Below are 24,855 nucleotides of genomic sequence, written 5' to 3'. Positions count from 1 at the left end.
TCCATCGATTTCCGTGCCCGATTCCCGAGCGTGCCGACCAGCGGCGCGATCCACACCGCAGCGTGCCGACCAGCGGCGCGGGCTGGTCAGGCCGGGCGGGGGCGGATCCAGAACCACACGGCCGGCGCCAGGATCGCGGTGACCAGCGCGGACGCCGCGACCCCGCCCCGAGCGCCGAGAAGGGTGACCACCGGCCCGCCCACCCCGAGACCGAGCGGTGCCGCCAGCGCGATCCCGGCCGCGTAGATGGTGAGGATCGGCTGGTGGTCGGCTTCGTCCAGGTTGTCCTGCAAGAGGGTGTAGGCGACGGCGAGGAACGGCCCGTACAGGAACCCGCCGACGAGCAGCGCCCCGGCCGCGACCGGAACCGTCGGCGCGACCGCGAGCAGCACCATGGCGCCCGCCCACCCGCCGATGATGACCACGACTGTCGCCTGCGGCCGGAACCGCTGCAACCGCCGGGTGAGCACCGCCCCGCCGAGCGCCCCCGCCCCGAAACAGGTCCAGAGTGTGCCGAGCGCGCCCGCCCCGGCCCCGAGGTCGTCGGTGACCAGCAGCGGCAGCGCCACCTCGACCGGCCCGTAGAACAGGTTGAACAGGAAGTCCACGACGAGCAGCCGGTACGCGACGGGGTTGCGGCGCAGCACCGACCATCCGGACCGGGTGGGCGCCTCGGTACCGGCCGAGGTGCTGCGGGCCAGCGCCGCGCAGACGATCAGCGACAGGTAGGCGCATCCGCCGACGGCGACGGCGACTCCGGGCCGGGTGACCGCGGCGAGCACCCCGCCGACAGCCGGCCCGACGACGTACATGGCGAGGCTGTCCGAGGTGCCGAGCAGCCCGTTCACCGAGAGCCGGGCGCGTTCGCCGGCCATTCCGGTGGCCAGCAGCCGCCGTCCGCTGGCCGACATCAGGCGCAGCCCGGAGCCGGCGGCCAGCACGAGGATCAGCGGGCCGAACGAGATCCGCCCGCTGTCGGCGAGCAGCCCGCAGACCACGAACGTGACCGCCCGCAGCACGCCGTCAGCGGCGACGACGAGCCGGGCCCGGAACCTCCGCCGCCCGGCGCCGAAGTACATCGACAGGGCCATGGCCAGCACGTACGGCGCTGAGATGATGATCGAGACGGCCGCGGCCGGGCGCAGGCCGCCGTGCATCTGGAGGGCGAGCAGCGGCAGCGCCACGAACAGCATGCCGTCGCCGAGCTTGCCGACGGCGTCGCCGGCGATCACCCCGGAGAGCCGCCCGCTTCGCAGAACCTCGAGGTAGGAGACGCCCGTCACCGTGCGTCGAGGATTTTTTGCAGAGCAGACGCGATGGTACGGGACTCGTCCGCCGTGATCAGGCTGGTGAAATGCCGGCGGATCCCGTCGAGGTAGACCGGAGCGGCGGCCCGGAATCGCTGGAGTCCCATGTCGGTCAGTGTCGCGTAGGCGGACCGCCGATCGTCGGGATTGCTCTCACGAGTGACGAGTCCCGCTTCGGCGAGGGCGTCGACGACCCGGCTGACCCGGGTGCGGCTGACCACCGCCCGTTGCCCGAGCTCGCCCATGCTGAGCCGCCGCCCGGGCGCGTAGTTCAGTTCGAGCAGCACGTCGTACCAGGTGAGAGGCAGTGAGCAGGCGGCCTGGAGCTCCCGGTCGAGAACCGGGACCACCGCGGCGTGCACCCGCAGCAGGGCCGCCCACGCGGCCACGTCGGTGTCGCTCATCACCGAAGCCTACCGAATTCTTGTGCGTGCGCACGCAACGGAGTAGGAATGTGCGTGCGCACGCAATCACTTCTCTCTGGAGGATCCCGTGAAGCTCCTGCACATCTCCGCCTCGCCGCGCGGCCGCGACTCCGAGTCCCTGGCCATCGCCGGAACCTTCCTCGACACCGTCCGGGAGGTGAACCCGGACACGCCGATCGAGCAGTGGGATCTCTGGGACGGCACGCTGCCGCCGTTCGGCCCGCCCGCGGTGTCCGCAAAGATGACCGTCTTCGCCGGTCAGCAGCCGTCCGGCGAGGCCGCCCAGGCGTGGGACGCGGCGATCACCACGTTCCGCCGCTTCGACGCCGCCGACACCTACCTGTTCAGCGTCCCGATGTGGAACGCCGGAGTCCCGTACATCCTCAAGCAGCTCATCGATGTCGTCAGCCAGCCCGGCCTGGCCTTCGGCTTCGACCCGCAGACCGGCTACACCGGGTTGTTGCAGGGCAAACGCGCCGCGGTCATCTACACCAGCGCGGTGTACGGCCCCGAGCGCCCGCCCGCGTTCGGCACCGACTTCCAGGCCCCCTACGTCGAGGACTGGCTCCGCTGGGCCGGGGTCGCCGACATCACCCCGATCCACTTCCGCCCCAACCTGGCGACCGCCGACGCCGCAGCCGCCCGCGCGACGGCCCACGCCCGGGCCCGGGAGGCGGCAAAGCTCCTGACAGCGGCTCCCTGACCGCCGGCCGTACGCCACCACGGTCAAAACGTGCCCATTCCAGCGCTGAGCGACGGCTCGCGGGCCTGGCGGTGCGGGACGCATCAGCCCGGCGGTCGCGTTTCGGCCGAGAGGTGACGCGGGCGTCGCGGTGCAGGGAACGGTTCCTCCGCGTAGCCGTACCGTCAAAGAATGGCCCTTGAGGGACCTGCTAGGTTACGGAGCGTGTCTGATCGTTGGAGCGGTGACTGTTCGTGCTGATTGCGATCGGCATTGTGGCCATTGTCCTGTTGACCGCGGCGACCGGCTATTTCGTGGCCCAGGAGTTCGCCTATGTGGCGGTCGACCGGGAACGTCTGCGGGTGCTCGCCGACGAGGGTGACGCCGCCGCGAAACGGGCGCTCGGGGTGACGCAGCGGCTCTCGTTCGTGCTGTCCGGATCGCAGGTGGGCATCACGGTGACCGCCCTGCTGGCCGGTTATGTCGCCGAACCCTATCTGGGCGAGGGCACCGCCGAGCTGCTCGGCGCGACCGGCCTGCCGGAGTCGGTGACCACGTCGATCTCGATGGTGTTCGCGCTGCTGTTCGCGACGGTCGTGCAGATGGTGCTGGGCGAGCTGGCGCCGAAGAACCTGGCGATCGCCAAGCCGGAGGCGGTGGCCCGGGCGCTGTCGAGGTCCACGGTGATCTACCTGACCGTGGTGGGGCCGCTGATCCGGGTGTTCGACGCGACCGCGACGCGGCTGCTGCGGGCGGTCGGCATCGAGCCGGTGGAGGAGCTGCCGCAGGGCGCCACCTCCGAGGACCTGGACCGGATCATCGAGACGTCGCGTACGCACGGCGCGCTCGACGCCGAGGCGGCCCGGCTGCTCGATCACGGGCTGGACTTCCGCAGCCGGACCGCGGCCGAGGTGATGCGCCCACGGGTCGATGTGACGTCGATCGGCGCCGCCGAACCCGCCTCCCGGGTGGTGGAGTTGCTGGACACCGGGCATTCCCGGTTCCCGGTGATCGGCGACGGGCTCGACGACGTGATCGGCGTGGTGTCGATCAACGACGTGGTCACGCTGGATCCGGCGGTTCGCGACAGCACCCCGGTGCGGCAGCTGGCCACCGACCCGGTGGCGCTGCCCGAGTCGTGCACGCTGCCGGTGGTGCTGGACCGGCTGAAGGCCGCGCACCGGCAGATGGCGGTGGTGGTCGACGAGTTCGGCGGGTTCGCCGGCATCATCACCCTCGAGGACGTGGCCGAGGAGCTGGTCGGCGAGATCCGCGACGAGGACGACCTGCCGGAGCCGGCGATCGAGCGTGACGGCGACGGCTGGCTGATCCCGGGCCGGGCCCGGATCGACGAGGTCGCCGAGGCCACCGGGGTGCAACTGCCCGAGGACGACCTCTACGACACGGTGTCCGGCCTGCTGATGACCCGTCTCGGCCGGCTGCCCGCGGTTCGCGAGAGCATCGAGGTGGAGTTGCCGCCGGGGATCGACGAGGACGGCGAGCCGGTGCCGCAGGGTGTGGCGACGCTGACCGTGCTGGCGATCCGCCGGCGGGTGCCGGGACGGATCCACCTGATCGTGAAGGACGGCGTATGAGCACCACCCCGGCCCTGCTCGTGTCGCTGGCGCTGCTGGTGTTCAACGGGTTCTTCGTGGCGGCCGAGTTCGCGCTGGTCGCGGCGAAACGGCACCGTCTGGAGACGGCGGCCGCCGAGGGTTCGCGCGGGGCCCGGGCGGCTCTGGCCGGCACCCGGCGGCTGTCGCTGATGCTGGCCGGCGCGCAACTCGGCATCACGCTGTGCACGCTGGGGCTGGGCGCTCTGGCCAAGCCGACCGTGGCGCACCTGCTGGAGCCGGTGTTCACGATGACCGGGCTGCCCGAGGACGCCGCCTACGCGGTGGCGTTCGTGCTGGCGGTGGCGCTGGTCGGGTTCCTGCACGTGGTGGTCGGTGAGATGGCGCCGAAGTCGTGGGCGATCAGCCACCCGGAGACGTCGGCGCAGCTGCTGGCGATCCCGTTCGTCGGGTTCACCACGATGCTGCGCCCGGTGCTGGCCGCGTTGAACGGCCTGGCCAACGCCTGCCTCAAGCTGGTCAAGGTGACCCCGCAGGACGAGCTGGCCCAGGTGCACAGCGCCGAACAGCTGCGGATGCTGATCGAGACCTCGAAAGAGCACGGCACGATCCCGGACGCCGAACACGAGTTGCTGACCGCGATGCTCGCGGTGGAGTCGACGACGGTACGCGACGTGATGACCCCGACCGCACGGATCGTGTCGGTGCCCACCGCGGCCGATGCCCGTGAGGTGGAACTGCGCAGCATCGAGGCGGGCCGGTCCCGGCTGGCGGTCACGTCGGCGGACGGGGCGATCGCCGGGATCGTGCACGTACGGGAGGCGGCCAAGGCTGTCGGCTCGTCCAGTGGCGCCTCCGCCGGGCAGCTGATGATCTCGCCGCTGCGCCTGCCGGCCGGGACCAGCGGCCTGGACGCGATCGCGGCGATGCGCGCGGAACGCAACCAGGTCGCGCTGGTCACCGAGGCCGGCGAGGTGGTCGGGCTGGTCGCCCTGGAGGATCTCCTGGAGCAGGTGATCGGCCAGTTCGACGACGAGACCGACCCGGTGATCGACGCCGCGCGCCGGGCCGGACGGACCTCACGGTCAGGCGCGTAGCCACTCGCCGTCGGGGGTGCGCACCTCGAAACCGTTGTCGAACCGGACGTCGGGACAACCGTCGGCGACCGTGCTCCAGCCGCCGTGGGAGTGGACCGCGTGCTGGCGGCAGTGTTTCTCGTCGACGAAACCCCAGGCCATCAGGACGGTCCGGCCGCGGTACGAGTAGCGGCCCACCGAGGCGACACGGTCACCTTCCGGGCGGCGATAGAAGTCGGCACGCAGGCCGGGAACGATCGTGCCCTCGAACTCGGCGTCAGGCGTCGAACGATGCGGGGCATAGGTGGTCAAATCGGGGATATGCACGCCGGGGTAGTCGTTCCTGCCGCGCGAGTGGTTCCCGAGATCAGTCTTTCAGGTGGCTGCGGATCTTTGATCGCAGTGCCCGCCGGGCCAGCGGGCCCAACTCGTCGACCACCTCGACGAGCACCGCGAGCTGATCGAGCGCCGCCAGCGCCTGCCGGCCACCGTCGTGATCCACGCCCTCGTAGAGTTCCAGCCCCACGAACGCCGCCGCCACCGCCTTGGCCAGCCCCGGCAGGTCGGCGACCTCGGCCACCGGCGAACCGGTGAGCAGCCGCCGCAGCACCGACTCGATCTCGTCCGACCACATCCGCAGCGCCGCCGCCGTCGGCCCGGCCAGCCGCTCCCCGGTCTGCGCGGCCGCGAGCATCTGCGCCAGCACCGAGACGTTGCCCGCCTCCAGCTCCGATTCGTGCAGCTCACGGCCCACCGCCAGCAGCTCCCGCAGCGACGCGACCGCCGCGAACCGGTCCGCATAGGCCGCCACCCGCAGCCGGGTCGCCTGCTCACACGCGGCGCCGAGCAGCTCGTCGACCGACCCGAAGTGGTAGAAGACCAGCGCCTGGTTCACCCCCGCGGCGGCTCCGATGGTCCGCGCCGAGACTCCGGTGACACCGTGTTCACGCAGCGCGGCCAGGGCGCCCTCGAGCAGTCGCTGCTTGGTGTCGCTCATGACCGGACATTCTGCCTCAGCGTCACTTGCGGCGATGCGATCAGGTCACCGAGATCAAACCCGGTCAGCTGTACGCCCGACGCACTCCACTCGTCGACCTCAGGCCGATGGCGGCGAGCCGGCCACAGCCGGTGGTTCCCTGGTTTCGCCACCATCGGCCTCCCCCGTTTGAGCAACCGCTCAACGTCAACATACCGGCGTTTAAGCAATCGCTCAAGTCGCCCGCCGGCCTCTCACCCCATCGTGCGACCCGCCTTCCCGCCCGACCCAAACCCGATCTTGTGGAGTTCGGCGGGACAGGGCAGACCTAAGTCAACAAGGTCGCCCAGGCCAGGGCGGCGACGGGTGAGGCGGGTTGGGGTCGGCCGGGGCTATGGCGGTCCGCGGAGTCGATCTTGTGGAGTTGTGCGAGACAGGCGCGTCTCTCGAGTTTCGCCGTTTTGCGCAGCGGCATCGCAGGTGAGGGTCGACGCTGAAGTGAATCTTGCATTCGTCCTGGTCAGCGCCATCCTCAGCGAACTCCGCAAGATCACCGCGAGGTCTTATGGCCTTGGGTGGCCGTCCGGAGGCGATGCCGGGAGCGGACCGCCGAGAGCGGGCCCGCCGGTCGCAGCGGTGGTCAGCGCACACGTTTTCCTGGGCGCAGCGATGGTCAGCGCACACATTCGCCGATCGCGTGCGCCTGCTTCGCTCTGACGGGGACGGGAGCACACGTTGTGCCGTCCGTGTGCGCCCGTCGTTGTTCCGGCGAGGGTGAAATCGCGCATTGCCGCAATGTGTGCGCTGGTCGTCGCACGCCTGCGACCACGCCGGGCCGAACACCGGCGACCGCGTCTGGCCGCCCGCCGACAACCACGCCGGGCCGAACACCGGCGACCGCGTCTGGCCGCCCGCCGACGACCACGCCGGGCCGAACGCCGCCGACCGCGTCCAGCGGAAGGCCGACAACCAAGGCTTGCGACGACGGACGCCGGTGCGCCGTCACCCAACGAGCCCTCAAATGGCGAAACTCGAGCGTGTCTGGAGTCAACAAGATCGCGGCGGAGCGGCGGGACTACGGGGGGTCAGGACTGGAAGCGGCCGTCCTTCGGCAGGCCGGCCGCGGCCAGCAACGAGACCACGTAGGGGCCGTCGCCCCAGGCGTCGGCCTCGATCAGGGCTCGCACGGCGGCCAGTTGCAGGTCGGTGAAGCGGCTGATCAGCTTGTCGGTCCGGGGGAACACCGCGTCGACGAGCGCGCCGATCAGTTTGGTGCGCTCCTGGCCGGGGCGGGTCCGGCGTAGGCGGCCGATCAGCAACTCGACCCGGTCGGCGCCGGTGGACGGGTCCAGCCGGGACAGGGCCAGGGCGGCCAGGGTGCACATGTCGCCTTCGAGGAACGGCCAGTTCGGCACCGGGTCGTCGGCTTCCAGGAGGCATTCGTAGACCTGGTCGATCACCTCGCGGGGCGGCCGGGTGTAGAGCGTGGCGACCGAGATCGCCGCGGCCCAGCGCTCGGTCGGCACCGGCCCGCCCAGGCGCGTGGCGAGCGCTCCGGTCAGTGCCCGGTCGGCGGCGACCCCACCGGCCAGGGCGGCGGCGACCGAGGCGACCGCGGCGACGTCGACGGAATCGGCGGGCTCCGACTCGATCACCCGGGTGAGGGCGGGCACCACGACGTGGCGCTCCTCGGGGAACCAGGAGAGCAGGTGTGCGGTGTGCATGCGGACCGCGGGATCGTAGTCGTTCAGCGCTGCCAGAAATGCCGGAATCCGCGCGCGAACCGCATCATATGCCGCCATGTCCCACTGCTCGGGGGCCGGTGTGGCGCGCAGCGCGGCCGGGTTGGGGCGCTCGATCAGCCACAGCGTCTCGTCGCCGATCGCGATCAGTCGCAGCAGCTGGCAGGCGCCGAAACGGTCGCCGGCGGCCGGGTCGGCGATCACGTCGATCAGGAACGGGATCGCCGCGATGCTCACCGGGAACCGGCTGCCCTGCTGGACGAGGGTGCCGGCCAGGTAGTTGTAGGCGCTGCGCCGGAGGAACTCGTCAGTCGACCAGAGCGCGTGCAGGGCGGCGGGCACGCCGGTGGAGGCGCGGGGATCGCGCGTCAGGGACACCCAGTTGACGGCATCCACCATGTGCGAGCGCTCGGGCATACCCCGGAATCTAGACGATCATCTCCGCATACGACGCCCGCCCCCGGCAGCCTCAGCGGCAGGCGGGGGCGGGTGGCCGTACAAAATGGGATTTAAATGAGGATGCGGGCGGCGACCGCCTCGCCCATCCGGATGGCGCCGTCGACGTGCTGGAATCCGAGGCCGGCGATGTCGCTGCTGGCGAAAGCCAGCGGGCCGACGTCGGACCGGAGGTGCCGGCCGTATCGGGTGAGCGAGCCGATGTCGAAGGAGGTGCCGAAGGCGCCGACGGTCCACTCGTCGGCCATCCACGGGCTCTCGTAGTAGTGGACCGGGGTGAGCGCCTGCTCGCCGTAGTAGGCGGCGAGCGCCTCGAGGACCTGGCGCTTGCGGGATTCCGGGTCGAGGGAGAGCAGGCTGTCGGCTTTGACGTCGGAGACGAAGCCGACGAGCGTGCCGCGGGTCTCGCCTTCGACGTCCTCGTTGGTGTTGTCGTAGGCCTCGTGGACCAGGGAGTACGGGCTGAACGCCGTCCCGGACAGTCCGAGGTCGCGCCAGAACGGGGTCTCGTAGGTGATGTGCAGCTTGATCACCAGGCCGAAGGAGATGTGCTGGCGCATCTGGGCCTGCACCGGCGGCAGCGCCGGCAGGTATTGGACCCGGCTGACCAGGGTCGGCGGCACGGCGAGCACCACGTTGCGGCCGTGGTAGCTGCCCTGGCCGGTGAAGACGGTCGCGCCGTCCCCGGTCCATTCGATCTTGGTGACCGCCTCGTCCAGCCGGACGGCGCCGTCGGGCAGCCGGGACGCGAGCGCCAGCGGCACCCGCTGGAGGCCGCCGACGACCCGCCGGTCCAGGATGAAGTCGGCGTCGACGAGGTGGCTGAACCCGCCCGCGCTGGCCGCCATCAGCACCGCCGACAGGGCGGAGAACGAGTGCGCCGGTTTGGTCAGCATCGCCGGGCCGACGTACAGGCCGACGTTGTCGCGGGCCTCCGGGTCGTCGGTCTGCCCGGCCAGCCACGCGGCGAACGAGATGCGGTCGAGCTCGTCGGCGTCCGGATGTTCCCAGGGGCTGAGCGGGTCCATCATCGCGGCGAGCCGGTCCAGTTCCTTGACCAGGCGTTCCACCTCGGCTGCGGTGGTCTCGGAGACCGGGAACTTCTCCCCTTCGAAGGTACGGCGCACGCCGTCGCGCCCGATGTAGACCGAGTCGCCGGCCCGGTAGCGGGAGTACATCTCCAGGTTCAGCTCGTCGATCAGGGCGAGCAGGGCGCTCTGGTCCGGGGAGACCCACTGGCCGCCGACCTCGAGACGGACGCCGTCGACGTCCTCGGTCAGCAGCCGGCCGCCGACGCGGTCGCGGGCCTCCAGGACGAGCACCCGGCGGCCGGCCGCGTGCAGGCGGTTCGCGACGGTGAGCCCGGTGACACCGGCCCCGACCACCACGACGTCGAAGTCGGTCACGACTCTCCTCCAGGTATAGCGGGTTCCTGCTGGGTGATGCAGTGGATGCCACCACCGAGGGCGAAGATCGCCCGGGCGTCGACGCCGACCACCCGGCGGCCGGGGTAGGCGGCGGCCAGGATGTCGAGCGCCTCGGCGTCCCGGGGATCGTCGAACGTGCAGGCGACGACACCGGCGTTGCACACTAGGTGATTGACGTACGAGTGATCAACTGGGCCGCGGTCGTCCTCGATCCCCTCCGGCGCAGGCAGATCGATGATCTTCCAGCCTCCCGGCACGGCCCTTCTCAACTCCGCGTCCAGAGCGTGGTCCGGGTGCTTCGGCGACGGCTGGACGTGCAGCAACACCGTTTTCTCATCGACCAGCGTAGCCAGTATGTCGACGTGCCCGCGGGTGCCGAACTCCTCGTAGTCACGGGTCAGACCGCGGGGCAGCCACACCACCTCGCGGACCCCGAGGGTGCGTCGCAGCTCACCCTCGACCCGCTCTTTCGTCCACCCAGGGTTACGGCCCGGGTCGAGTTGCACGGTCTCGGTGACCAGCACCGTGCCGCGCCCGTCGACGTGGATGCCGCCGCCCTCGTTGACCATCTCGGAGCTGATGATCGTGGCGCCGGCCCACTCGGCGACCTGCCGGGCGATCTTCGCGTCCTTCGCCCACTGCGCCCAGCTCTGCCCGCCCCAGCCGTTGAAGACCCAGTCGACGGCGCCGAGGCCACCGGGGCCGACGACGAAGGTCGGGCCGATGTCGCGCATCCACGCGTCGTCGAGCGGCGCCTGGAAGTATTCGACGGCGCTACCCAGCCAGTCGTGGGCCTCCCGGATCGCGGACGGGTCGACCACCATCCGGACCGGCTCGAACTCGGCGACCGCGAGCGCCACCGACGCCCAGGCCTGCCGGGCCGCGTCGCCGTCGGCGTAGCCCGAGGACGGCCAGGCCATCCAGGTGCAGGTGTGCGGCTCGGTCTCGGCCGGCATGCGCCAGGTGCTCATGCCAGACCACCGTAGGTGTCGGGACGCCGGGTCCGCAGGAACGGGAAGAGCGTCAGCCAGTCTTTGCGCTGGTTCAGGTCCAGGTCGGCGACCAGCACGGCCTCACGGCCGCGAGGGGCCTGGGCGAGGATCCGGCCGTACGGGTCGACGATGAACGAGGACCCGTAGAAACTGATCCGCCCTTCGTCGCCGGTGCGGTTGGGCACCACGATGAACAGGCCGTTGGCGATCGCATGACCGACGATGACCTGCTGCCAGAGCGGCTGGGTGTCGAAGTCGGGGTGGTCCGGCTCGGAGCCGATCGCGGTCGGGTAGGCGAGGACGTCGGCGCCCTTGAGCGCGTAGGAGCGCGCCACCTCGGGGAACCATTCGTCCCAGCAGGTCGGCAGACCGAATCCAACATTGCCGACATGGTGGATCGGATACGCCTCATCGGCCGGGCCGGGGCGGAAATACTTGTCCTCGACATAACCCTCGGTGACCGGGATGTGCGTTTTCCGAGTCTTGCCGACAACATTTCCGGACTTGTCGACTAATACCGCGGTGTTGTACCCCAGGCCGTCGCCCAGGTCGACGTTCTCGTAGAGAGACGCATGCACCAGGATGCCGTGCCGCCGGGCCGCCTCCGCCGCGAGCGCCACGGTCGGCCCGGTCGCGAGGTCCTCGGCAAGGGACACGGGTTTACCCGCCGGTTCCTCGAACGCCGGGTACTTCGACAGCGTCAGCTCTGGCAGGAACACCACCTCGGCCCCGGCGCCGGCGGCCTGGGCGATCCCGTCGAGCAGCACCGCACGCAGCTCGGCGGCATCGGGCCGCCAGTGGTGCTGGACCAGACCGACCCGTAGTGGCGGCCGGGTCGGCTCGTCGACGCGAGCTGGCGAGTCGTACCCCGCGGACCGGATCAGTTCCATGGCCATCCTCGACTTTCAGCGTGCCACCGCACTTTAACGAACGGCATTCGTTTTACTATGGTGGTCCGCCTCACCGCAACGCAAGGGGGTTCGCCGATGGCCCGTCCCGCCACGCCGAAACTGTCGGTCGACAAGATCGCCGCGGCCGCGCTGGCCCTCGTCGACGCCCGCGGCGAGTTCACCATCGGTGAGGTTGCGACCGCACTATCGGTCCGCCCGTCGTCGATCTACAACCATCTGAGCGGCAAGACCGAGATCATCGAGGCGATGCGGGCGCTGATCTTCAGCGAGGACCCACCCGCGGACGTCTCCGGGGACTGGCCCGGCGCGTTACGGGCGCTGCTGCTGCGCTACCGGGACGCGTTCGCCCGCCACCCGCGGCTCATCCCGATGCTGACCGCGCACACCGTGTCCTCCCCCGAGGTCGTGCACATGTACGACGACATCGCCACCGTGCTGCACTCGGCCGGCATCCCGACCGGGCAGCTCCTCGACGTGATCACCGTGCTGGACAGCTTCGTGATCGGGTCGGCCCTGGACATCGCGGCGCCCGACCAGGTCTGGGACCCCGGCCAGGCCCGCACGCCGGTGCTGGTCGCCGCGATCGAGGCGGCCGGGCAGGGCCGGGTCCGCGCCGACCGGGCCTTCGAGCTCGGGCTCGGGCTCATCCTCGGCGCGCTCACGACATTCGCGGCTCAAGGGCGTGGATAGATCAGGTACGGCTTGCGTCTCCGCTCGAAGGCGGCCAGCTCGTCCGCCCAGGCGCCGGTCACCTCGGCCAGTGGCGCGCCGGCGTCGATCATCGTGCGATAGCGGTCCGACCCGGCCAGCTTGTCCACGAAGTGCGGGACCGGCCAGGGGTCGGTGCGCCAGGCGAACCCCGGGTAGCGCTTCGCCTCGATCAGCATCGCGGTGGCCGTACCCACCGGGTCGAAGGTCTCGGGGTCGCTGACCCGGACCTCGACGCCCACGCAGAGCTGGTCGGCGAACTTGCCGACCCGGGGTTCGAAGTAAGCCTCCCGGAAGACGACGCCCGGCAGGTCGAGCCCGGCCAGCCGGTCGCGCCAGTGGAAGTCCAGGCCGGGGGCGCCGGCCAGCTCGAACGGGCGGGTCGTCCCGCGGCCCTCGGACAGCGACGACACCCCCTCGAACAGGCAGGTGCCGGCGTAGACGAGCGCGGTGTCCGGCGTCGGCATGTTCGGGCTGGGCATCACCCACGGCACGTCGGTGTCGGCCGCGAACAGGCCGCCGTGCCAGCCCGCACACTCGATCACCTCCAGGCGGACCTTCGGCAGCCACTCGCCGCGGTAGAGGCGGGCCAGCTCGCCGATGGTCATGCCGTGCTGCTGGACGATCTCCTTCTTTCCGATCGCCGACGCGAACCCCGGTTTCAGCATCGGCCCGCGGGCGCGGCCGCCGATCGGGTTCGGCCGGTCCAGGACGAGGTAGCGCAGGTTCATCGCGGCGGCCGCCGCCATCGAATCGAAGAGCGTCCAGATGTACGTGTAGAAGCGCGCCCCGACGTCCTGGATGTCGAAGACCACGGTGGTCACCCCAGCCTCGGTGAACATCTTCGTCCAGCCGTCCAGGGTGGCGAGGTGGCCGTCGTACACGCGCAGCCCGGTCCGCGGGTCGGCGCCGATGCCCTCGTCCCCGCCGGCCGGAGCGGAGCCGCGGAACCCGTGCTCGGGCCCGAAGATCGCGGCGATCGTCACCCCGTCGGCGTGCATCAGGTCCACCAGGTGCCGGTAGTCGCGGTCGACGGCGGTCAGGTTGGCGACCACGCCGACCCGCTCACCGGCCAGGGCGGCCCACTTCGCGGCGGCCATCCGGTCCATCCCGGTGCGCACGCGTTTCCGGGCCGGGGCCGCGTCCGCCCGCAACCCTGCCGCGTCCGCCCGCAACAGGGCCGCGTCCGCCCGCAACAGGGCCGCGTCGGCCCGCAACAGGGCCGCGTCCGCCCGCGACGGGGCCGCCAGTCCGGTCAGTGCACCGCCGGCCGCGGCCAGAAGGTTTCGTCTCATCACGGCCGCAAATCGTATTATACGGACATAGCACTCACCCGAAGACCAGCTCGATCAGGCGATCGCCGGCTGCCAGGTAGACGGCAGGGCCGTTGGCCGGTTCGGCGAGGATCCGCCGGCAGCCGTCGCCCTCGATGTTGACGGTGCCGCCCGGCTCCAGGTGGATGACCGCGAACCGGCTGGCCGGAGTGGCGCAGGTGGCCTGCCCGGGAGCGGCCGCCTCGATCTCCCGGCGGATCGCCGCCCAGTTGGTCGTGGTGAGCGGCCCGCCGGCGCGGAAGTTGCCGGCCGGCTTGCCGGTGCCACGCTCCTTCACCGGCACGTCGTAGACACACCGGCGCGCCGAGGTCCGGCTCGGCAGCGGCGCGAGCGTGTTCTCCTGGACGTTCTCGAAGCCGCCGCTCGCCCACGTCATGTCACCGTAGGTCTGGGCGCACCCGGCGGTCGCGGCCTCGTCCGACTCGAGCTGGTGCAGCACCCGGGTCTCGACCTCGACGGTGGTCAGTTTCTCGTACGCCTTGCGGAACTCGATGCGGGGCTTGGCACAGGAGTCGACCGGGATGCCGGGGCGAATCCAGCGGCCGTCCTTGTCGATCAGCGCCAGCCACGGCACCGCGGGCAGGTCAGCGGTGCAGGCCTGAGCGGTCGCCTGCTCGGAGGGCAGGCGCAGCGCCGGCAGCAGGGTGCTCAGGTCGTCGGCGCGGGCCTCCACGGCGGTCATCTCGGTGCCGCCGCCCGGCCGCTGCTGGATGCCGGTCCGGCAGATCACCGCGGCCACCGGCTGGAACGCGCTGTCGAGAGGCGGCAGGGTGAGCCCGTCCTGGGCGTCCGCGTACTCGGGGGCCGCCTTGTCACAGGACTCCCAGCGCGCGTTCACCACGGGCGCCGGCCCGCTCGGCAGCGGCCAGGGATCGGTGCCGCCGACGTCGGTGTCGGGCCGGGCACATCCACCGGCCAGTAGAGCGACTAGGACGACTGTCGTCGCCGTGAAGATACGCATGGTCTTCTCCTCCGTGTCTCAGGCTGAGACGGGCCGGAGGGTCCGACGGTTGCCACGGTCACGCGGGGCAGTTGCGGCTGGTGCGGCGGACCTCGTACTCGCTGTCGTCGTCGGTGATGCCGGAGGGCTCGCCGGCGAAGATCGCCTCGGTCTTCTCGCCGGCGGCCCGCTGCTCGTAGTGCAGGTGCGGCGCGCCCGACTTGCCGGTGCTGCCGACCCGGCCGAGCTGCTGGCCCTGCTCGACCCGGTCGCCCTCGGCGACCATCGGCGGTTCGAGCATGTGCAGGTACTGGGTCTCCCACAGGCCGCCGTGGTCGATCTTCACCCAGTAGCCGGCGCCGCTGCCGTACGGGCCCTTCGGGTCGTCCGGGGTCCGTGAGCCCAGGGTGCCGCTGATGCCCGCCTCGACGACGGTGCCGGCGGCGGCGGCGTGGATCGGGCGGCCCCAGGCTTCGCCCGAGGCCGGGAAGAAGTCGATGTCGAAGTCGTCGTGGCCGGGATAGGTGCCGAGAATCCAGGTCTCACCGCACGCGACGGGCAGCTGGAAGTCGGGGCGCGGGCCGGGGGTGCCGAGGTTTCGCATCCGCGGGACGGTCACGATGATGAGGCCGAGGAGAGCGGCGAGAGTGACGGCCACGGCTATTCCGGTACGGGTACGGGCAGTCACCCGGCTGATCCTGGCAGAGCCTGTCAACTCGTACCCCAGCAGCTTGCTCTTTTTGCTAATCACCCGAAACCGGATTTATGTCGCATTATGGTGCGAGCCATGCCGAGATCTCACCGAGCCGTCATGTCTGTCGCGCTGTTGCTGCTCAGCGCCGGATGCGGGGGCGCCGACGAGTCCGCGACGACCGGCACGGCCACCTCCGCGGCAGCGCCGAAGAGCGGTCCCGGCGGGGGCATGGGCCAGAGCTGCACGGGGTCTGCCGCCACACCCACGGCCGCCGCCACCGGCGCGGTTCCGGCGTCCGGGACGACCACGGCGGTGACCGCGGCGGTGGCCAAGGCGCAGGCGTTCCTGGCCACCCTGTCGGCCGACCAGAAGACCGCCGTCACCCAGCAGTACAGCGCGCTCGGCAGCAAGCAGTGCACCTGGTCGAACTTCCCGGACGGGCTGTTCAACGGCCGGATCGGGCTGAAACTCGGCGACCTGGACGACGCGCAGAAGAAGGCCGCCTACGCCGCCGTCGAGAGTGTGCTCTCCGCCGACGGGTACACCCAGGTGCGCAACGAGATCGCCGGCGACGACCAGCTCGCGAGCCAGGGCGGGGCGCCCGGCGACATGGGCGAGGACTACTACCACATCGTGTTCTTCGGGGAGCCGGCCGCGGACACGCCGTGGACCCTCCAGTTCGGCGGGCACCACCTGGCCCACCACATCTCCGTCGGTGGCGGCGCGCTCAGTGTGTCCCCGCACTTCAGCGGCATCCAGCCGATCAGCTTCGAATCCGGCGGGAAGACCGTGCAGGGCATGAAGCAGGAGACCGACCACCTGTTCGGGCTGTTCCAGTCGCTGACCGGCGACCAGGAGTCGGCCGCGCAGACCGCCGACTCCTACGACGACCTGGTGATGGGGCCGGGCAGCGACACCGACTACCCGGACCAGGAGGGGCTGTCCTACACCAAGCTCACCGCCGCGCAGAAGAAGCTGGTCAAGGCGGCGATCAAGGACTGGGTCGGGGACGCCGCCGACGCGTTCGCGACGCCGCTGCTCGACCTCTACGAGTCGCAGCTGGACCAGACGACGATCGCCTACTCGGGGACGATCGAGCAGGAGACCACCGGGGCGTACATGCGGATCGACGGGCCGCGGGTGTGGATCGAGTGGATCAACACGGAGGCGGCCGGGTTCCACTACCACACCGTCTACCGGGACAAGCTCATCGACTACGGCACCGGCGTCAGCTGATGCGGGCCGCCGTGCTGGCCGGGCTGCTGCTGTCGCTGGCCCCGGCGCCGGCCCTCGCCCACGACGCCGGGTCGACGCTGGTCACGGTCACGCCGGGGTACGACGATCTGGGGCTGACCGCGCAGATCCCGCTGTCCCGGATCGATTTCGCCTACCACACCACGCTGGCCGGGGACCCGCGGCGATCGGTCGAGCAGGCCCGCAACTGGCTGGCCGCGACGGTCCTGGACCGGGTCTCGCTGACCGGGCCGGACGGGCGGGCGTGGCCGCTGCGGGTCGACTCGATCATCGCGGACCGGCTGGAGGGGTTCGACACCGCGCGGGTCGAGCTCACCGGCACTCCCCCGGCCTGCGCCCGGCGCGGGCCGGCCGACCTGCGCTGGCGTGTCGTCGGGGACGTGGTCTACACGCACCGGGTGTTCGTCGGGCGGCACAACGGGGCGGGCGCCGAACTGACCGGGCTGATCACCCGGAAACGGCCGGTCGCCCGGCTGCCGGTCACCGCCACCGGGCCCGAGGTACGAGCGGGGGCTCTGCTCGGCACCCCCGGATGGCTGGCGGCCGTGGTCGTCGCGATCGCGCTCGGGGTGATCGGCCGGTACAGCCGGGCCCGTCCCCGTCGTCTGGCGACCGGGTGACCGCCTCTCTCGTGGCCACGGGGCGGGTGGCCGTACGCCCTCTTCATCGTCAGCGGCAGAATCGGGACCATGAGACGGGGTCTTTGGGCGGCCGGCGCCGCCGTGGCGGCGGTGGCCGCCGTCGCCGTGCGGGATCTGACGCAGCGCCGTCACGCGCTGCTGCGCAACTTCCCGGTGATCGGGCACGGCCGCTACCTGATCGAGGCGATCGGGCCGGAACTGCGGCAGTACGTCGTGGCGGCCAACGACGAGGAACGGCCGTTCACCCGTGACCAGCGGCGATGGGTCTACGCGTCGGCGAAGAAGGAGAACAACTACTTCGGGTTCGGCACCGACAACGACATCGAGTACACCGCCGGTTACCCGATCATCAAGCACCGCACGTTCGGGCGGGCGGTGCCGCAGTCGAACCCGGAGGCCGGCTACGAGGCGTCGGTGCCGTGCGCGAAGGTGCTCGGCGCGGCTCGCGGGCGGGCCAAGGCGTTCCGGCCGGCGTCGGTCGTCAACATCTCCGGGATGAGTTTCGGGTCGCTGTCCGGGGCGGCCGTGGAGGCGCTGAACCGGGGCGCCGCCCTCGCCGGCTGCCTGCAGAACACCGGTGAGGGCGCCCTGTCGCCGCACCACCGGCACGGCGGTGAGATGGTCTTCCAGATCGGCACCTCGTATTTCGGGTGCCGTGACGAGCACGGCCGGTTCGACCTGGCGAAACTCAAGGCCGTGGTCGAGTCGAACCCGATCCGGGCGCTGGAGATCAAACTCAGCCAGGGCGCGAAACCGAGCCTCGGCGGGCTGCTGCCCGGGGCGAAGGTGTCCGCCGAGATCGCCGAGACCCGCGGCATCCCACAGGGTGTCGACTGCGTGAGCCCGTCCCGGCACGCCGAGTTCTCCGACACCGACAGCCTCCTCGACTGGGTGGAGCTGCTGGCCGCCGAGACCGGTCTGCCGGTCGGCATCAAGTCGGCCGTCGGCGACCTGGACTTCTGGGAGGAGCTCACCACCCTGATGGCGACGACCGGCCGCGGCGTCGACTTCGTGACCATCGACGGCGGCGAGGGCGGCACCGGCGCGGCCCCGCTGATCTTCTCCGACTCGGTGTCGCTGCCGTTCCAGGTCGGCTTCGCCCGCGTCTACCGGCTGTTCGCCGAACGTGACCTGCACGAGAAGGTCGTCTTCATCGGCGCCGGCAAACTCGGCCTGCCGGACAACGCGATCGTCGCGTTCGCGCTCGGCTGCGACATGGTCAGCGTGGCCCGCGAGGCGATGCTGGCGATCGGCTGCATCCAGGCCCAGAAATGCCACACCGACACCTGCCCGACCGGCGTCGCCACCCAGAACAGGTGGCTGACCAGGGGCCTCGACCCGGCGCTGAAGTCGGTGCGGGCCGCCAACTACGTCAAGACGCTGCGCCGCGACCTGCTCAAGGTGGCCGAGGCGTGCGGGGTCGAGCATCCCGGCCTGATCGAGACGTCGTCGGTGGAGATCCTCGACGGGCGCACCACCGCCACCCCGCTCGACCGGGTCCACGACTACCAGCCCGGCTGGGGCCTGCCGTCGAAGGCCGACCGGGAGGCGATCATCGCCCTGATGCTCGACGAGCCACAGGGCGGCAGCGCGCCACCGTCGCGGTAGGCGATCGTCCGGGCCGTGGGCCGCCGGTGATCCGGCACCTGGTGGGCGTCCCGGCTGTTTGAATGACCCGGTGAGGTCCCTGTGGCGCTGGTACTTGGTGATCCTGGTGGTCGCGGTGCTCGGGTACTTCCGGACGCCCGACACCTGGTTGCAGACCATCGTCTACGACTCGATCGCGGTGTCGGGTGTGATCGCGATGGTGGTCGGCGTGCGCCGCAACCGGGCCGCGGCCGCGCATCTGTGGATCATGTTCGCCGGGTGCAAGCTGCTCGCGGCCTGCGGCGATTTCGTCTACGCCTGGTACGCCCGCTATCTCGACCTGTCCCTCTATCCGGCTCCGGCCGACGGGTTCTACCTGGTGGCCGGCGCGTGCGAGGTCGCGGTGCTGGTGTCGATCCTGCGGCGCCGGCTGCCGGCCCACGACCCGGGCGGTGTCATCGAGGCGGTGATCATCACCGGGTCGGTCTCGCTGATCGCCTGGGTGTACCTGCTGAAGCCGGCCACCCAGGACGACGAGTTGACCGTCGTCGGCCGGATCGTCGCGATCAGCTATCCGATCCTCGATCTGCTGCTGTTCATGCTGCTGGCCCGGATGCTGGTCGGCGGCGGCATGCGCAACGGCGCGTTCCGGCTGCTGGCCTGCGGGATGATGAGCTACCTGGCGGCCGACTACGCGTGGGCGTTCACCGACCACTTCCAGTTCGACGCCGGCACCTTCGGCAGCCACCTGCTGGATTCCGGCTACCTGCTCGCCTTCGTCCTGTACGGCGCGGCCGGCCTGCACCCGGGCATCCGTGATCTGGCCGCGCCGGTTCAGGTGATCGAGCGGGGTTTCTCCCGCTGGCGGCTGGCGCTGCTCACGGCGGCCACCATGACCGCGCCGGTGCTGCTGGCCGCGCAGGCGTGGTTCGACGACAACCACGTGCCCGACGCGCAGGCCATCGCGGGTGGCTGTGTCGTGATGTTCCTGCTGGTGGTGGCCCGGATGACGGTTCTGATCAGGCAGGTCGAGCGGCAGGCGTCGAAGCTGGAGAGCCAGGCCGAAGAGCTGACCGAGCTGGCCCAGCGGGACACCCTGACCGGTCTGGCCAACCGGCGGGCCTGGGAGCAGGCGCTGCCGCTGGCCCTGGACCACGCCCGGCGTGACGGCACACTGCTGGCGCTGGCGGTGATCGACCTCGACCATTTCAAACGGTTCAACGACCGGCACGGTCATCAGGCGGGCGACCGGCTGCTGAAGGAGGCCGCCGCGGCCTGGGCGAGCGGGCTGCGGGCCGGTGACCTGCTGGCCCGGTACGGCGGTGAGGAGTTCGCCCTGATCATCCCGAGTGGCGGGAGCGCCCTGGCCGGGGAGTTGCTGGACCGGTTGCGGCCGCTGACCCCGTCCGGGCAGACCTTCTCGGCGGGGGTCGCGGTGTGGGACGGGCAGGAGTCCTCGGAGGCGCTGTTCGCCCGTGCGGACGCCGCCCTCTACGAGGCCAAGGGGGCCGGCCGCAACCGGGTGGCACTGGCCTCCATCGGGTAGTGGACGCGACACGACCGGCTCAGTGTGCGGCCCGCAGGATCCGGGCCGAGCCGACCGTGGCGTAACCGCGCCACTCGATCGCCGCGGCCGGGCTGTAGGCCGGGAAGTCGACGGTCCAGCCGCCGTCCGGCTGCTGGCCCGCGGCCAGCCGGTCCAGGTCGGCGGCGATCGTCTCCTTGCTGAACAGCGCCCGCGACGGCCCGTCGGCGTGCGGCGTGAAATCGAGCGGATGCAGCACCTCGCCGGTGCCGCCGACAGGCGTCGGACCGTCGGTCCGGACGAAGGCGGCGAGACGTTCCAGCAACGGGCCCGGCTCCGGGACGGCGTCCAGAAAACGCATGACGAACATCAGCTCGTACGCGCTGGGCGCCCCGGTCAGGCCGTCGATCACCGACAGGCAGTACCGGGTGGCGCCGGTCAGCCACGGATGCCCGGCCAGTTCGGGCCGATCGCGGGCCAGCCGGTGCGCCTGGGCGGCGAGCTGCGTGGTCATCTGCAGCGACGACGCGTCCGGGTCGGCGGTCGTCCAGTGCGGGGCGCTGCCGTCGATGTCGGCGAACGGCAGCGCGAACGGGATGCCGCCGTCACCGAGGGCGTGCCCGGCCAGCCAGTCGAACAGCCGGGGCGTACGCGAACTCGTGTCACCGACCTCGGCCAGCACCTCCAGGGCGTGCATGGCGGCGACCGGCTGGCTCGTCACCGAACGCAGGTCGGGTTCGAGCGCCCAGCCGTACCCTCCGTCGGGGTTTCGATAGGCGTCCAGAGCGGTCAGCACCTGCTCGGTGGTGGCGGCGCCGAGCAGGTGGCGCATCCGCCGCCAGTCGAGGGCCCGGCCGTTCATCGCGACGAACCTGGCCGCTGCGTCGAGATCGAAGCTCATGCCCCCGATCCTGCCCGGTCAGGGATGCGGCCGCACGGCTGACCTTTGCCCGGTCAGGGATGCGGGCGCACGGCTGACCTTGGTCCGGTCAGGGATGCGGCCGCACGGCTGATCTTTGTCCGCTCAGGGATGCGGCCGCACGGCGCCCGATACGCACCGGAGCACCAGCCGCAGCGTGTCGTGCCGGGACGCGCCGTGCTCGGACCGGTAGCTCCAACCGGCGTAGAGCTGCGACCACATCAGATTCATCACCCAGACCGGTGGCAGCTCCGGGTCGATGCTGCCGTCGGCGTGACCACGCCGGACCATGGCGTCGAATCCGTCGTCGCAGGCGCCGTCCTCGGACTCGACCTGCTCCCGGAACAGCAGCGACAGCACATCGCCGAGATCGAAATACTCCTGGCAGAGGCGCACCAGGGCGGCCGCGCCGGCGCCCTCCTCGATCCGGGCCCGGGCGCCCGCGCCGTCGACGCGGGCGAACGCCTCGGCCCGCAGGGCGGTGATCAGGTCGCTGCGCTCCGGAAAATATCGATGCAGAGTGGTACGCCCGACGTCCGCCGCCTCGGCCACGTCACCGAGCGACGCGCCCGGATTGCGGGCCAGCACCTCGATCGCCGCGTCGAGGATCGCCTGCCGGGTCCGGGCCCGGCTGCCGGATGGGACGCCTGTCACCGGCGCAGAATAACACTTGCCCAGAACGGAACAGTAGTGTTCCACTATGGGAATGCCGGACTCCACGCGACTGAGAACTCTCCTCACCGTGCTCCGCCCGCATCGCCGCACCATGCTGCTCGGCCTGGTCCTCGGCCTGGCCGCCAACGCCGCCGGCCTGGCCACCCCGATGGTCACCAAGTGGGTGCTCGACAGCTTCTCCGGCGGCCTCGACCTGGCCCGCCCGGTCGCCGTCCTGGGCTGCCTGGTGATCATCGGCGCGGCCATCGGCCTGTGGCAGTGGATCCTGATGGGCACGCTCGCCGAGCAGATCGTCCTGGACGCCCGCACCTCGATCATCAGGCGCTACTTCCAGGCCCGCGTCCTCGACCTGCAGCGCCGCCCGACCGGCGAGCTGGTCACCCGGGTCACCTCCGACACCGGCCTGCTGCACGCCGCCTCCGGCAGCCTGATCGGCCTGATCAACGCGGGTGTCGGCCTGATCGGCACGCTGATCCTGATGGGCGTCCTCGACCTGACCCTGCTCGCCTGCACGCTCAGCGCGGTCGTGCTGGTCGGCGCCGTGATGAGCCGCCTGCTGCCCCGCATCGGCGTCGCGCAGACCGCCGCGCAGGAGTCGGTGGGCCGGCTGGGCGCCAACCTGGAGGGCTCGCTGCGGGCCATCCGCACGGTCAAGGCGAGCCGCGCCGAGACCCGCCAGAGCGACCAGATCATCGGCAACGCCCGAGACTCCGCAGCCCACAGCATCCGCGCCGCGCGGGTCTCGGCCACCGTCTGGACCATCTCGTGGTCCGGCATCCAGCTCTCGGTGATGCTGATCCTGGCCGTCGGCGCGTGGCGTGCCAGCCTGGGCCTGCTCGAGGTGTCCACGCTGGTGGCGTTCCTGCTCTACGTGTTCCAGCTGATGGGCCCGATCAGCGAGCTGACCCAGAACCTGACGGCTCTCCAGTCGGGCATGGCCGCCGCCGCCCGCATCAACGAGCTCGACACGATCGGCCAGGAGCCGGCCGCCCCCTGCTCCGCCAATCCGGCGCAGCACTCACCGGCGGCCACCGGTCCGCCCTTGGCGTCATCTCCGGCTGCCGGGTCCTTGGCCGTCGCGGGACCTGTGGCTGGGCCGGTCCTTTCCCTGCAAGGAGTCACCGCCCGCTACGGGCCGGATGTGGCGCCGGCGGTCCGCGGCATCGACCTGGAGATCCCGCGCCGCGGCCACACCGCCATCGTCGGCCCGTCCGGCGCCGGCAAGACCACCCTGTTCTCGCTGCTGCTGCGCTTCCTGGAGCCGGAGACCGGCCGCATCCTGCTGGACGGCCGGCCCTACACCGAGTGGAGCCATGCCGAGGTCCGCGGCCGGCTCGCCTATGTCGAACAGGAAACCCCGGTGCTGCCGGGCACCATCGCGGAAAACCTGCGGTTCACCCATCCCGACGCCACCGACGATGAGGTACGGGCGGTGCTGTCCGCCGTCCGCCTGGCGGACATCGACCCGGCCCTGAACGCCACCGACCTGTCCGGTGGCCAGCGGCAGCGGATCGCCCTGGCCCGCGCGTTGCTGCGCACCCCCGAGATCCTCCTGCTGGACGAGGCGACCGCCCAGGTCGACGGCCTGACCGAGGCCGCCGTGCAGGACTGCATCCGGGACCGTGCCGCCTCCGGCGCGGTGGTGACGATCGCCCACCGCCTGTCGACAGTCCTCGACGCCGACCGGATCATCGTCCTGGAGGACGGCCGGGTCCGGGCCCAGGGCACCCATTCGGACCTGTACGCCACCGACGACCTGTACCGCCGCCTGGTGGAGGCCCTGCGGATAGCCGCCGCCGACACCTCCTACGTCTGATCAGGCAGCGCTCGGAGCCAGGTCGGTACCGGACCGCCAGCCGTCGCTGAGCACGGGAATGCGTGCGGTTTTACCGTGCTGAGCGACGGCTGGCGGTCTCGGTCGTAGCCGAGCCGGCAGGACCTCGACTCCGAAGGCTCCCTGGTCGAGCCCGGTCGGCCGGGCCGTCCCTCTCCCTGGCTACGGCTTGGTTTCGGGCTGTGTGCCAGTGGCCGGGTCTTCGTGGGCCAGGTACACGGCCTCCCCGCCGGCGAGGAGCATCAGATCTCCCCCGGCGGTGGCCGCCAGCCCGTCGACCGGGACCGGGGCCGTCAGCACATCCACGGGCCGGTGCTCGGCGAGATCCCAGATCGTCACCTGCTTGGCGCGGATCACCCCGGCCATCCGCCGCCCACCGGCGTCGAAGCAGAGCACCGGTCCGGCCGCCACCGCTGCGGGACCGGTCGCGGGATCGAGCCCCCGGGGCGCGTCCTCGCCGAGACCGGCCGCGGACGGGGCGGTGTTGCGGCGGGCGGCCGGGATCGTGGTCGTGGCGACCGGGATGGGGGTCACCTGGAGGACACCGCCGGCGTCTGCCGTCACGGTCACCGGGTGGCCGTCGAGGAAGACGGCCGGGTTGGGCTCGAACTCGTCTCTGGCGACTTTCCGGCCGGAGGCCAGGTCGATCAGGACGCCCCGCCACTCGTCGCCGGCCAGCGACGCGATCAACCGGCCGCCGATCGAGACGAGGCTGAGGTGGGAACCCCGGCGGCCGGTCAGTGCCACCGAGGTCAGCGGTTCGCCGGTCAGGCCGTCCCACAGTTGCAGGACGTTGCCCCGGTCGATCGAGACCAGGTAGGACCGCCCGGCGTGATGACCGCCGGCCAGGGCCGTGAGACCGGCTGTGCGGCCGGTGCGCCGCTCGGTGATCAGCTCGCCGTCGCTGCGGTAGAGGCGCAGGCACCCGCTCCGGTCGCCGACCGCGATCAGGTCCGCCCCGGGCGAGCAACCGACGGCGGTGACGAATCCGTCGGGCGACGAGCCGGTGTCGGCCACCCAGATGGGCCGCCACCGCGGCGGCGAATCATCGGGCCGGCCGGAGAGAGCCGACGCCACCTCGGGCGAACTCTTGCCCAGCGCCTGCCGCACGGTGCCGCCGCCCTTCCCGCGAAGTGACGGAGACCATGGTAGTCCCCATCGGGACAGCGCCCACCC

General features: G+C 71.3%; 23 protein-coding genes. 9 read left to right on the top strand and 14 right to left on the bottom strand.

The features are described from left to right. Positions 1-86: 86 nt before the first annotated feature. Entirely contained in the window at positions 87-1,283 is a 1,197-nt protein-coding gene (locus AB0E94_RS16160) for an MFS transporter (protein ID WP_360326801.1), read from the bottom strand. Next, a complete protein-coding gene (locus AB0E94_RS16155) occupies positions 1,280-1,711 on the bottom strand; it encodes a MarR family transcriptional regulator (RefSeq protein WP_360326800.1) in 432 nt (143 codons plus the stop codon). The genes AB0E94_RS16160 and AB0E94_RS16155 overlap by 4 nt, the downstream gene beginning before the upstream one ends. A gap of 88 nt (positions 1,712-1,799) precedes the next feature. Here AB0E94_RS16155 and AB0E94_RS16150 point away from each other — a divergent pair, with 88 nt between their 5' ends. From AB0E94_RS16150 to AB0E94_RS16140, 3 genes are all read left to right on the top strand, one after another. After that, positions 1,800-2,435, top strand: coding sequence for an NAD(P)H-dependent oxidoreductase (locus tag AB0E94_RS16150; RefSeq protein WP_360326798.1), 636 nt, complete (start codon positions 1,800-1,802; stop codon positions 2,433-2,435). Positions 2,436-2,668: 233 nt separating this feature from the next. Continuing rightward, positions 2,669-4,009, top strand: a complete 1,341-nt coding sequence (locus AB0E94_RS16145; RefSeq protein ID WP_360326796.1) for a hemolysin family protein — start codon at positions 2,669-2,671, stop codon at positions 4,007-4,009. Next, on the top strand, positions 4,006-5,085 hold the full coding sequence (locus AB0E94_RS16140; RefSeq protein WP_360326794.1) for a hemolysin family protein: 1,080 nt from the start codon (positions 4,006-4,008) through the stop codon (positions 5,083-5,085). Before AB0E94_RS16145 ends, AB0E94_RS16140 begins: the two co-directional genes overlap by 4 nt. Here the strand turns inward: AB0E94_RS16140 and AB0E94_RS16135 are convergent. The 6 genes from AB0E94_RS16135 to AB0E94_RS16110 form a co-directional block, all read right to left on the bottom strand. Next, on the bottom strand, positions 5,074-5,391 hold the full coding sequence (locus AB0E94_RS16135; protein ID WP_360326792.1) for a hypothetical protein: 318 nt from the start codon (positions 5,389-5,391) through the stop codon (positions 5,074-5,076). The two genes, AB0E94_RS16140 and AB0E94_RS16135, sit on opposite strands and share 12 nt — an antisense overlap. 40 nt (positions 5,392-5,431) lie before the next feature. Then, positions 5,432-6,061, bottom strand: coding sequence for a TetR/AcrR family transcriptional regulator (locus tag AB0E94_RS16130; protein ID WP_360326791.1), 630 nt, complete (start codon positions 6,059-6,061; stop codon positions 5,432-5,434). Positions 6,062-7,125: 1,064 nt separating this feature from the next. After that, complete coding sequence (locus AB0E94_RS16125) at positions 7,126-8,199, bottom strand: hypothetical protein (RefSeq protein ID WP_360326789.1); 1,074 nt, start codon at positions 8,197-8,199, stop codon at positions 7,126-7,128. Between the two features lie 92 nt (positions 8,200-8,291). Beyond that, positions 8,292-9,644: an NAD(P)/FAD-dependent oxidoreductase gene (locus AB0E94_RS16120; RefSeq protein ID WP_360326787.1), complete on the bottom strand. Its 1,353-nt coding sequence runs from the start codon at positions 9,642-9,644 to the stop codon at positions 8,292-8,294. Beyond that, positions 9,641-10,636: an agmatine deiminase family protein gene (locus AB0E94_RS16115; protein ID WP_360326785.1), complete on the bottom strand. Its 996-nt coding sequence runs from the start codon at positions 10,634-10,636 to the stop codon at positions 9,641-9,643. The genes AB0E94_RS16120 and AB0E94_RS16115 overlap by 4 nt, the downstream gene beginning before the upstream one ends. Further along, positions 10,633-11,547, bottom strand: coding sequence for a nitrilase-related carbon-nitrogen hydrolase (locus AB0E94_RS16110; protein WP_360326783.1), 915 nt, complete (start codon positions 11,545-11,547; stop codon positions 10,633-10,635). The genes AB0E94_RS16115 and AB0E94_RS16110 overlap by 4 nt, the downstream gene beginning before the upstream one ends. Positions 11,548-11,643: 96 nt before the next feature. Between AB0E94_RS16110 and AB0E94_RS16105 the strand changes: the two genes are divergently transcribed. Next, positions 11,644-12,258: a TetR/AcrR family transcriptional regulator C-terminal domain-containing protein gene (locus AB0E94_RS16105; RefSeq protein WP_360326781.1), complete on the top strand. Its 615-nt coding sequence runs from the start codon at positions 11,644-11,646 to the stop codon at positions 12,256-12,258. Here the strand turns inward: AB0E94_RS16105 and AB0E94_RS16100 are convergent. Genes AB0E94_RS16100 through AB0E94_RS16090 form a run of 3 tightly spaced genes read right to left on the bottom strand, consistent with a single transcriptional unit; the run spans position 12,243 to position 15,238 of the window. Next, positions 12,243-13,571 carry a DUF1343 domain-containing protein gene (locus AB0E94_RS16100; RefSeq protein WP_360326780.1) on the bottom strand — a complete coding sequence of 443 codons (1,329 nt, stop codon included), beginning with the start codon at positions 13,569-13,571 and terminating at the stop codon, positions 12,243-12,245. The genes AB0E94_RS16105 and AB0E94_RS16100 overlap by 16 nt on opposite strands. 34 nt (positions 13,572-13,605) lie before the next feature. Further along, a complete protein-coding gene (locus AB0E94_RS16095) occupies positions 13,606-14,571 on the bottom strand; it encodes a hypothetical protein (protein WP_360326779.1) in 966 nt (321 codons plus the stop codon). A 58-nt stretch (positions 14,572-14,629) separates the two neighbouring features. Next, entirely contained in the window at positions 14,630-15,238 is a 609-nt protein-coding gene (locus AB0E94_RS16090) for a M23 family metallopeptidase (protein ID WP_360326777.1), read from the bottom strand. A gap of 123 nt (positions 15,239-15,361) precedes the next feature. Here AB0E94_RS16090 and AB0E94_RS16085 point away from each other — a divergent pair, with 123 nt between their 5' ends. The 4 genes from AB0E94_RS16085 to AB0E94_RS16070 all read left to right on the top strand — a co-directional run bounded on the left by AB0E94_RS16085 (position 15,362) and on the right by AB0E94_RS16070 (position 20,272). Further along, positions 15,362-16,480, top strand: a complete 1,119-nt coding sequence (locus tag AB0E94_RS16085) for a DUF3500 domain-containing protein (RefSeq protein ID WP_360326775.1) — start codon at positions 15,362-15,364, stop codon at positions 16,478-16,480. Continuing rightward, a complete protein-coding gene (locus tag AB0E94_RS16080; RefSeq protein WP_360326773.1) occupies positions 16,480-17,118 on the top strand; it encodes a hypothetical protein in 639 nt (212 codons plus the stop codon). Before AB0E94_RS16085 ends, AB0E94_RS16080 begins: the two co-directional genes overlap by 1 nt. A 69-nt stretch (positions 17,119-17,187) precedes the next feature. Then, positions 17,188-18,747, top strand: a complete 1,560-nt coding sequence (locus tag AB0E94_RS16075) for an FMN-binding glutamate synthase family protein (protein ID WP_360326771.1) — start codon at positions 17,188-17,190, stop codon at positions 18,745-18,747. Positions 18,748-18,817: 70 nt separating this feature from the next. Beyond that, positions 18,818-20,272, top strand: coding sequence for a GGDEF domain-containing protein (locus tag AB0E94_RS16070; RefSeq protein ID WP_360326770.1), 1,455 nt, complete (start codon positions 18,818-18,820; stop codon positions 20,270-20,272). Between the two features lie 19 nt (positions 20,273-20,291). Here AB0E94_RS16070 and AB0E94_RS16065 read toward each other — a convergent pair whose 3' ends face one another. Then, on the bottom strand, positions 20,292-21,152 hold the full coding sequence (locus AB0E94_RS16065; protein ID WP_360326768.1) for a hypothetical protein: 861 nt from the start codon (positions 21,150-21,152) through the stop codon (positions 20,292-20,294). 123 nt (positions 21,153-21,275) lie between these two features. Then, complete coding sequence (locus tag AB0E94_RS16060) at positions 21,276-21,824, bottom strand: helix-turn-helix domain-containing protein (RefSeq protein WP_360326766.1); 549 nt, start codon at positions 21,822-21,824, stop codon at positions 21,276-21,278. Positions 21,825-21,912: 88 nt separating this feature from the next. Between AB0E94_RS16060 and AB0E94_RS16055 the strand changes: the two genes are divergently transcribed. Then, a complete protein-coding gene (locus AB0E94_RS16055; RefSeq protein WP_360326764.1) occupies positions 21,913-23,661 on the top strand; it encodes an ABC transporter ATP-binding protein in 1,749 nt (582 codons plus the stop codon). 180 nt (positions 23,662-23,841) lie between these two features. On the opposite strand, the gene AB0E94_RS16050 is transcribed toward AB0E94_RS16055, so the two are convergent. Then, the gene (locus AB0E94_RS16050) at positions 23,842-24,789 is read right to left on the bottom strand and encodes a hypothetical protein (RefSeq protein WP_360326762.1); all 948 of its coding nucleotides are present in this window, start codon (positions 24,787-24,789) and stop codon (positions 23,842-23,844) included. Positions 24,790-24,855: the final 66 nt, after the last annotated feature.

It is taken from the genome of Actinoplanes sp. NPDC026670 (genome assembly GCF_040638175.1).
Classification (GTDB): Bacteria; Actinomycetota; Actinomycetes; order Mycobacteriales; family Micromonosporaceae; genus Actinoplanes.
This window is presented reverse-complemented; position numbering and strand designations above follow the sequence as displayed.

Coding starts and splice junctions, on each gene's coding strand:
- AB0E94_RS16155 (WP_360326800.1), bottom strand. CDS start 1,711: ATGAGCGACACCGACGTGGCCGCGTGGGCGGCCCTGCTGCGGGTGCAC.
- AB0E94_RS16140 (WP_360326794.1), top strand. CDS start 4,006: ATGAGCACCACCCCGGCCCTGCTCGTGTCGCTGGCGCTGCTGGTGTTC.
- AB0E94_RS16130 (WP_360326791.1), bottom strand. CDS start 6,061: ATGAGCGACACCAAGCAGCGACTGCTCGAGGGCGCCCTGGCCGCGCTG.
- AB0E94_RS16125 (WP_360326789.1), bottom strand. CDS start 8,199: ATGCCCGAGCGCTCGCACATGGTGGATGCCGTCAACTGGGTGTCCCTG.
- AB0E94_RS16115 (WP_360326785.1), bottom strand. CDS start 10,636: ATGAGCACCTGGCGCATGCCGGCCGAGACCGAGCCGCACACCTGCACC.
- AB0E94_RS16110 (WP_360326783.1), bottom strand. CDS start 11,547: ATGGAACTGATCCGGTCCGCGGGGTACGACTCGCCAGCTCGCGTCGAC.
- AB0E94_RS16105 (WP_360326781.1), top strand. CDS start 11,644: ATGGCCCGTCCCGCCACGCCGAAACTGTCGGTCGACAAGATCGCCGCG.
- AB0E94_RS16100 (WP_360326780.1), bottom strand. CDS start 13,571: ATGAGACGAAACCTTCTGGCCGCGGCCGGCGGTGCACTGACCGGACTG.
- AB0E94_RS16095 (WP_360326779.1), bottom strand. CDS start 14,571: ATGCGTATCTTCACGGCGACGACAGTCGTCCTAGTCGCTCTACTGGCC.
- AB0E94_RS16085 (WP_360326775.1), top strand. CDS start 15,362: ATGTCTGTCGCGCTGTTGCTGCTCAGCGCCGGATGCGGGGGCGCCGAC.
- AB0E94_RS16080 (WP_360326773.1), top strand. CDS start 16,480: ATGCGGGCCGCCGTGCTGGCCGGGCTGCTGCTGTCGCTGGCCCCGGCG.
- AB0E94_RS16075 (WP_360326771.1), top strand. CDS start 17,188: ATGAGACGGGGTCTTTGGGCGGCCGGCGCCGCCGTGGCGGCGGTGGCC.
- AB0E94_RS16065 (WP_360326768.1), bottom strand. CDS start 21,152: ATGAGCTTCGATCTCGACGCAGCGGCCAGGTTCGTCGCGATGAACGGC.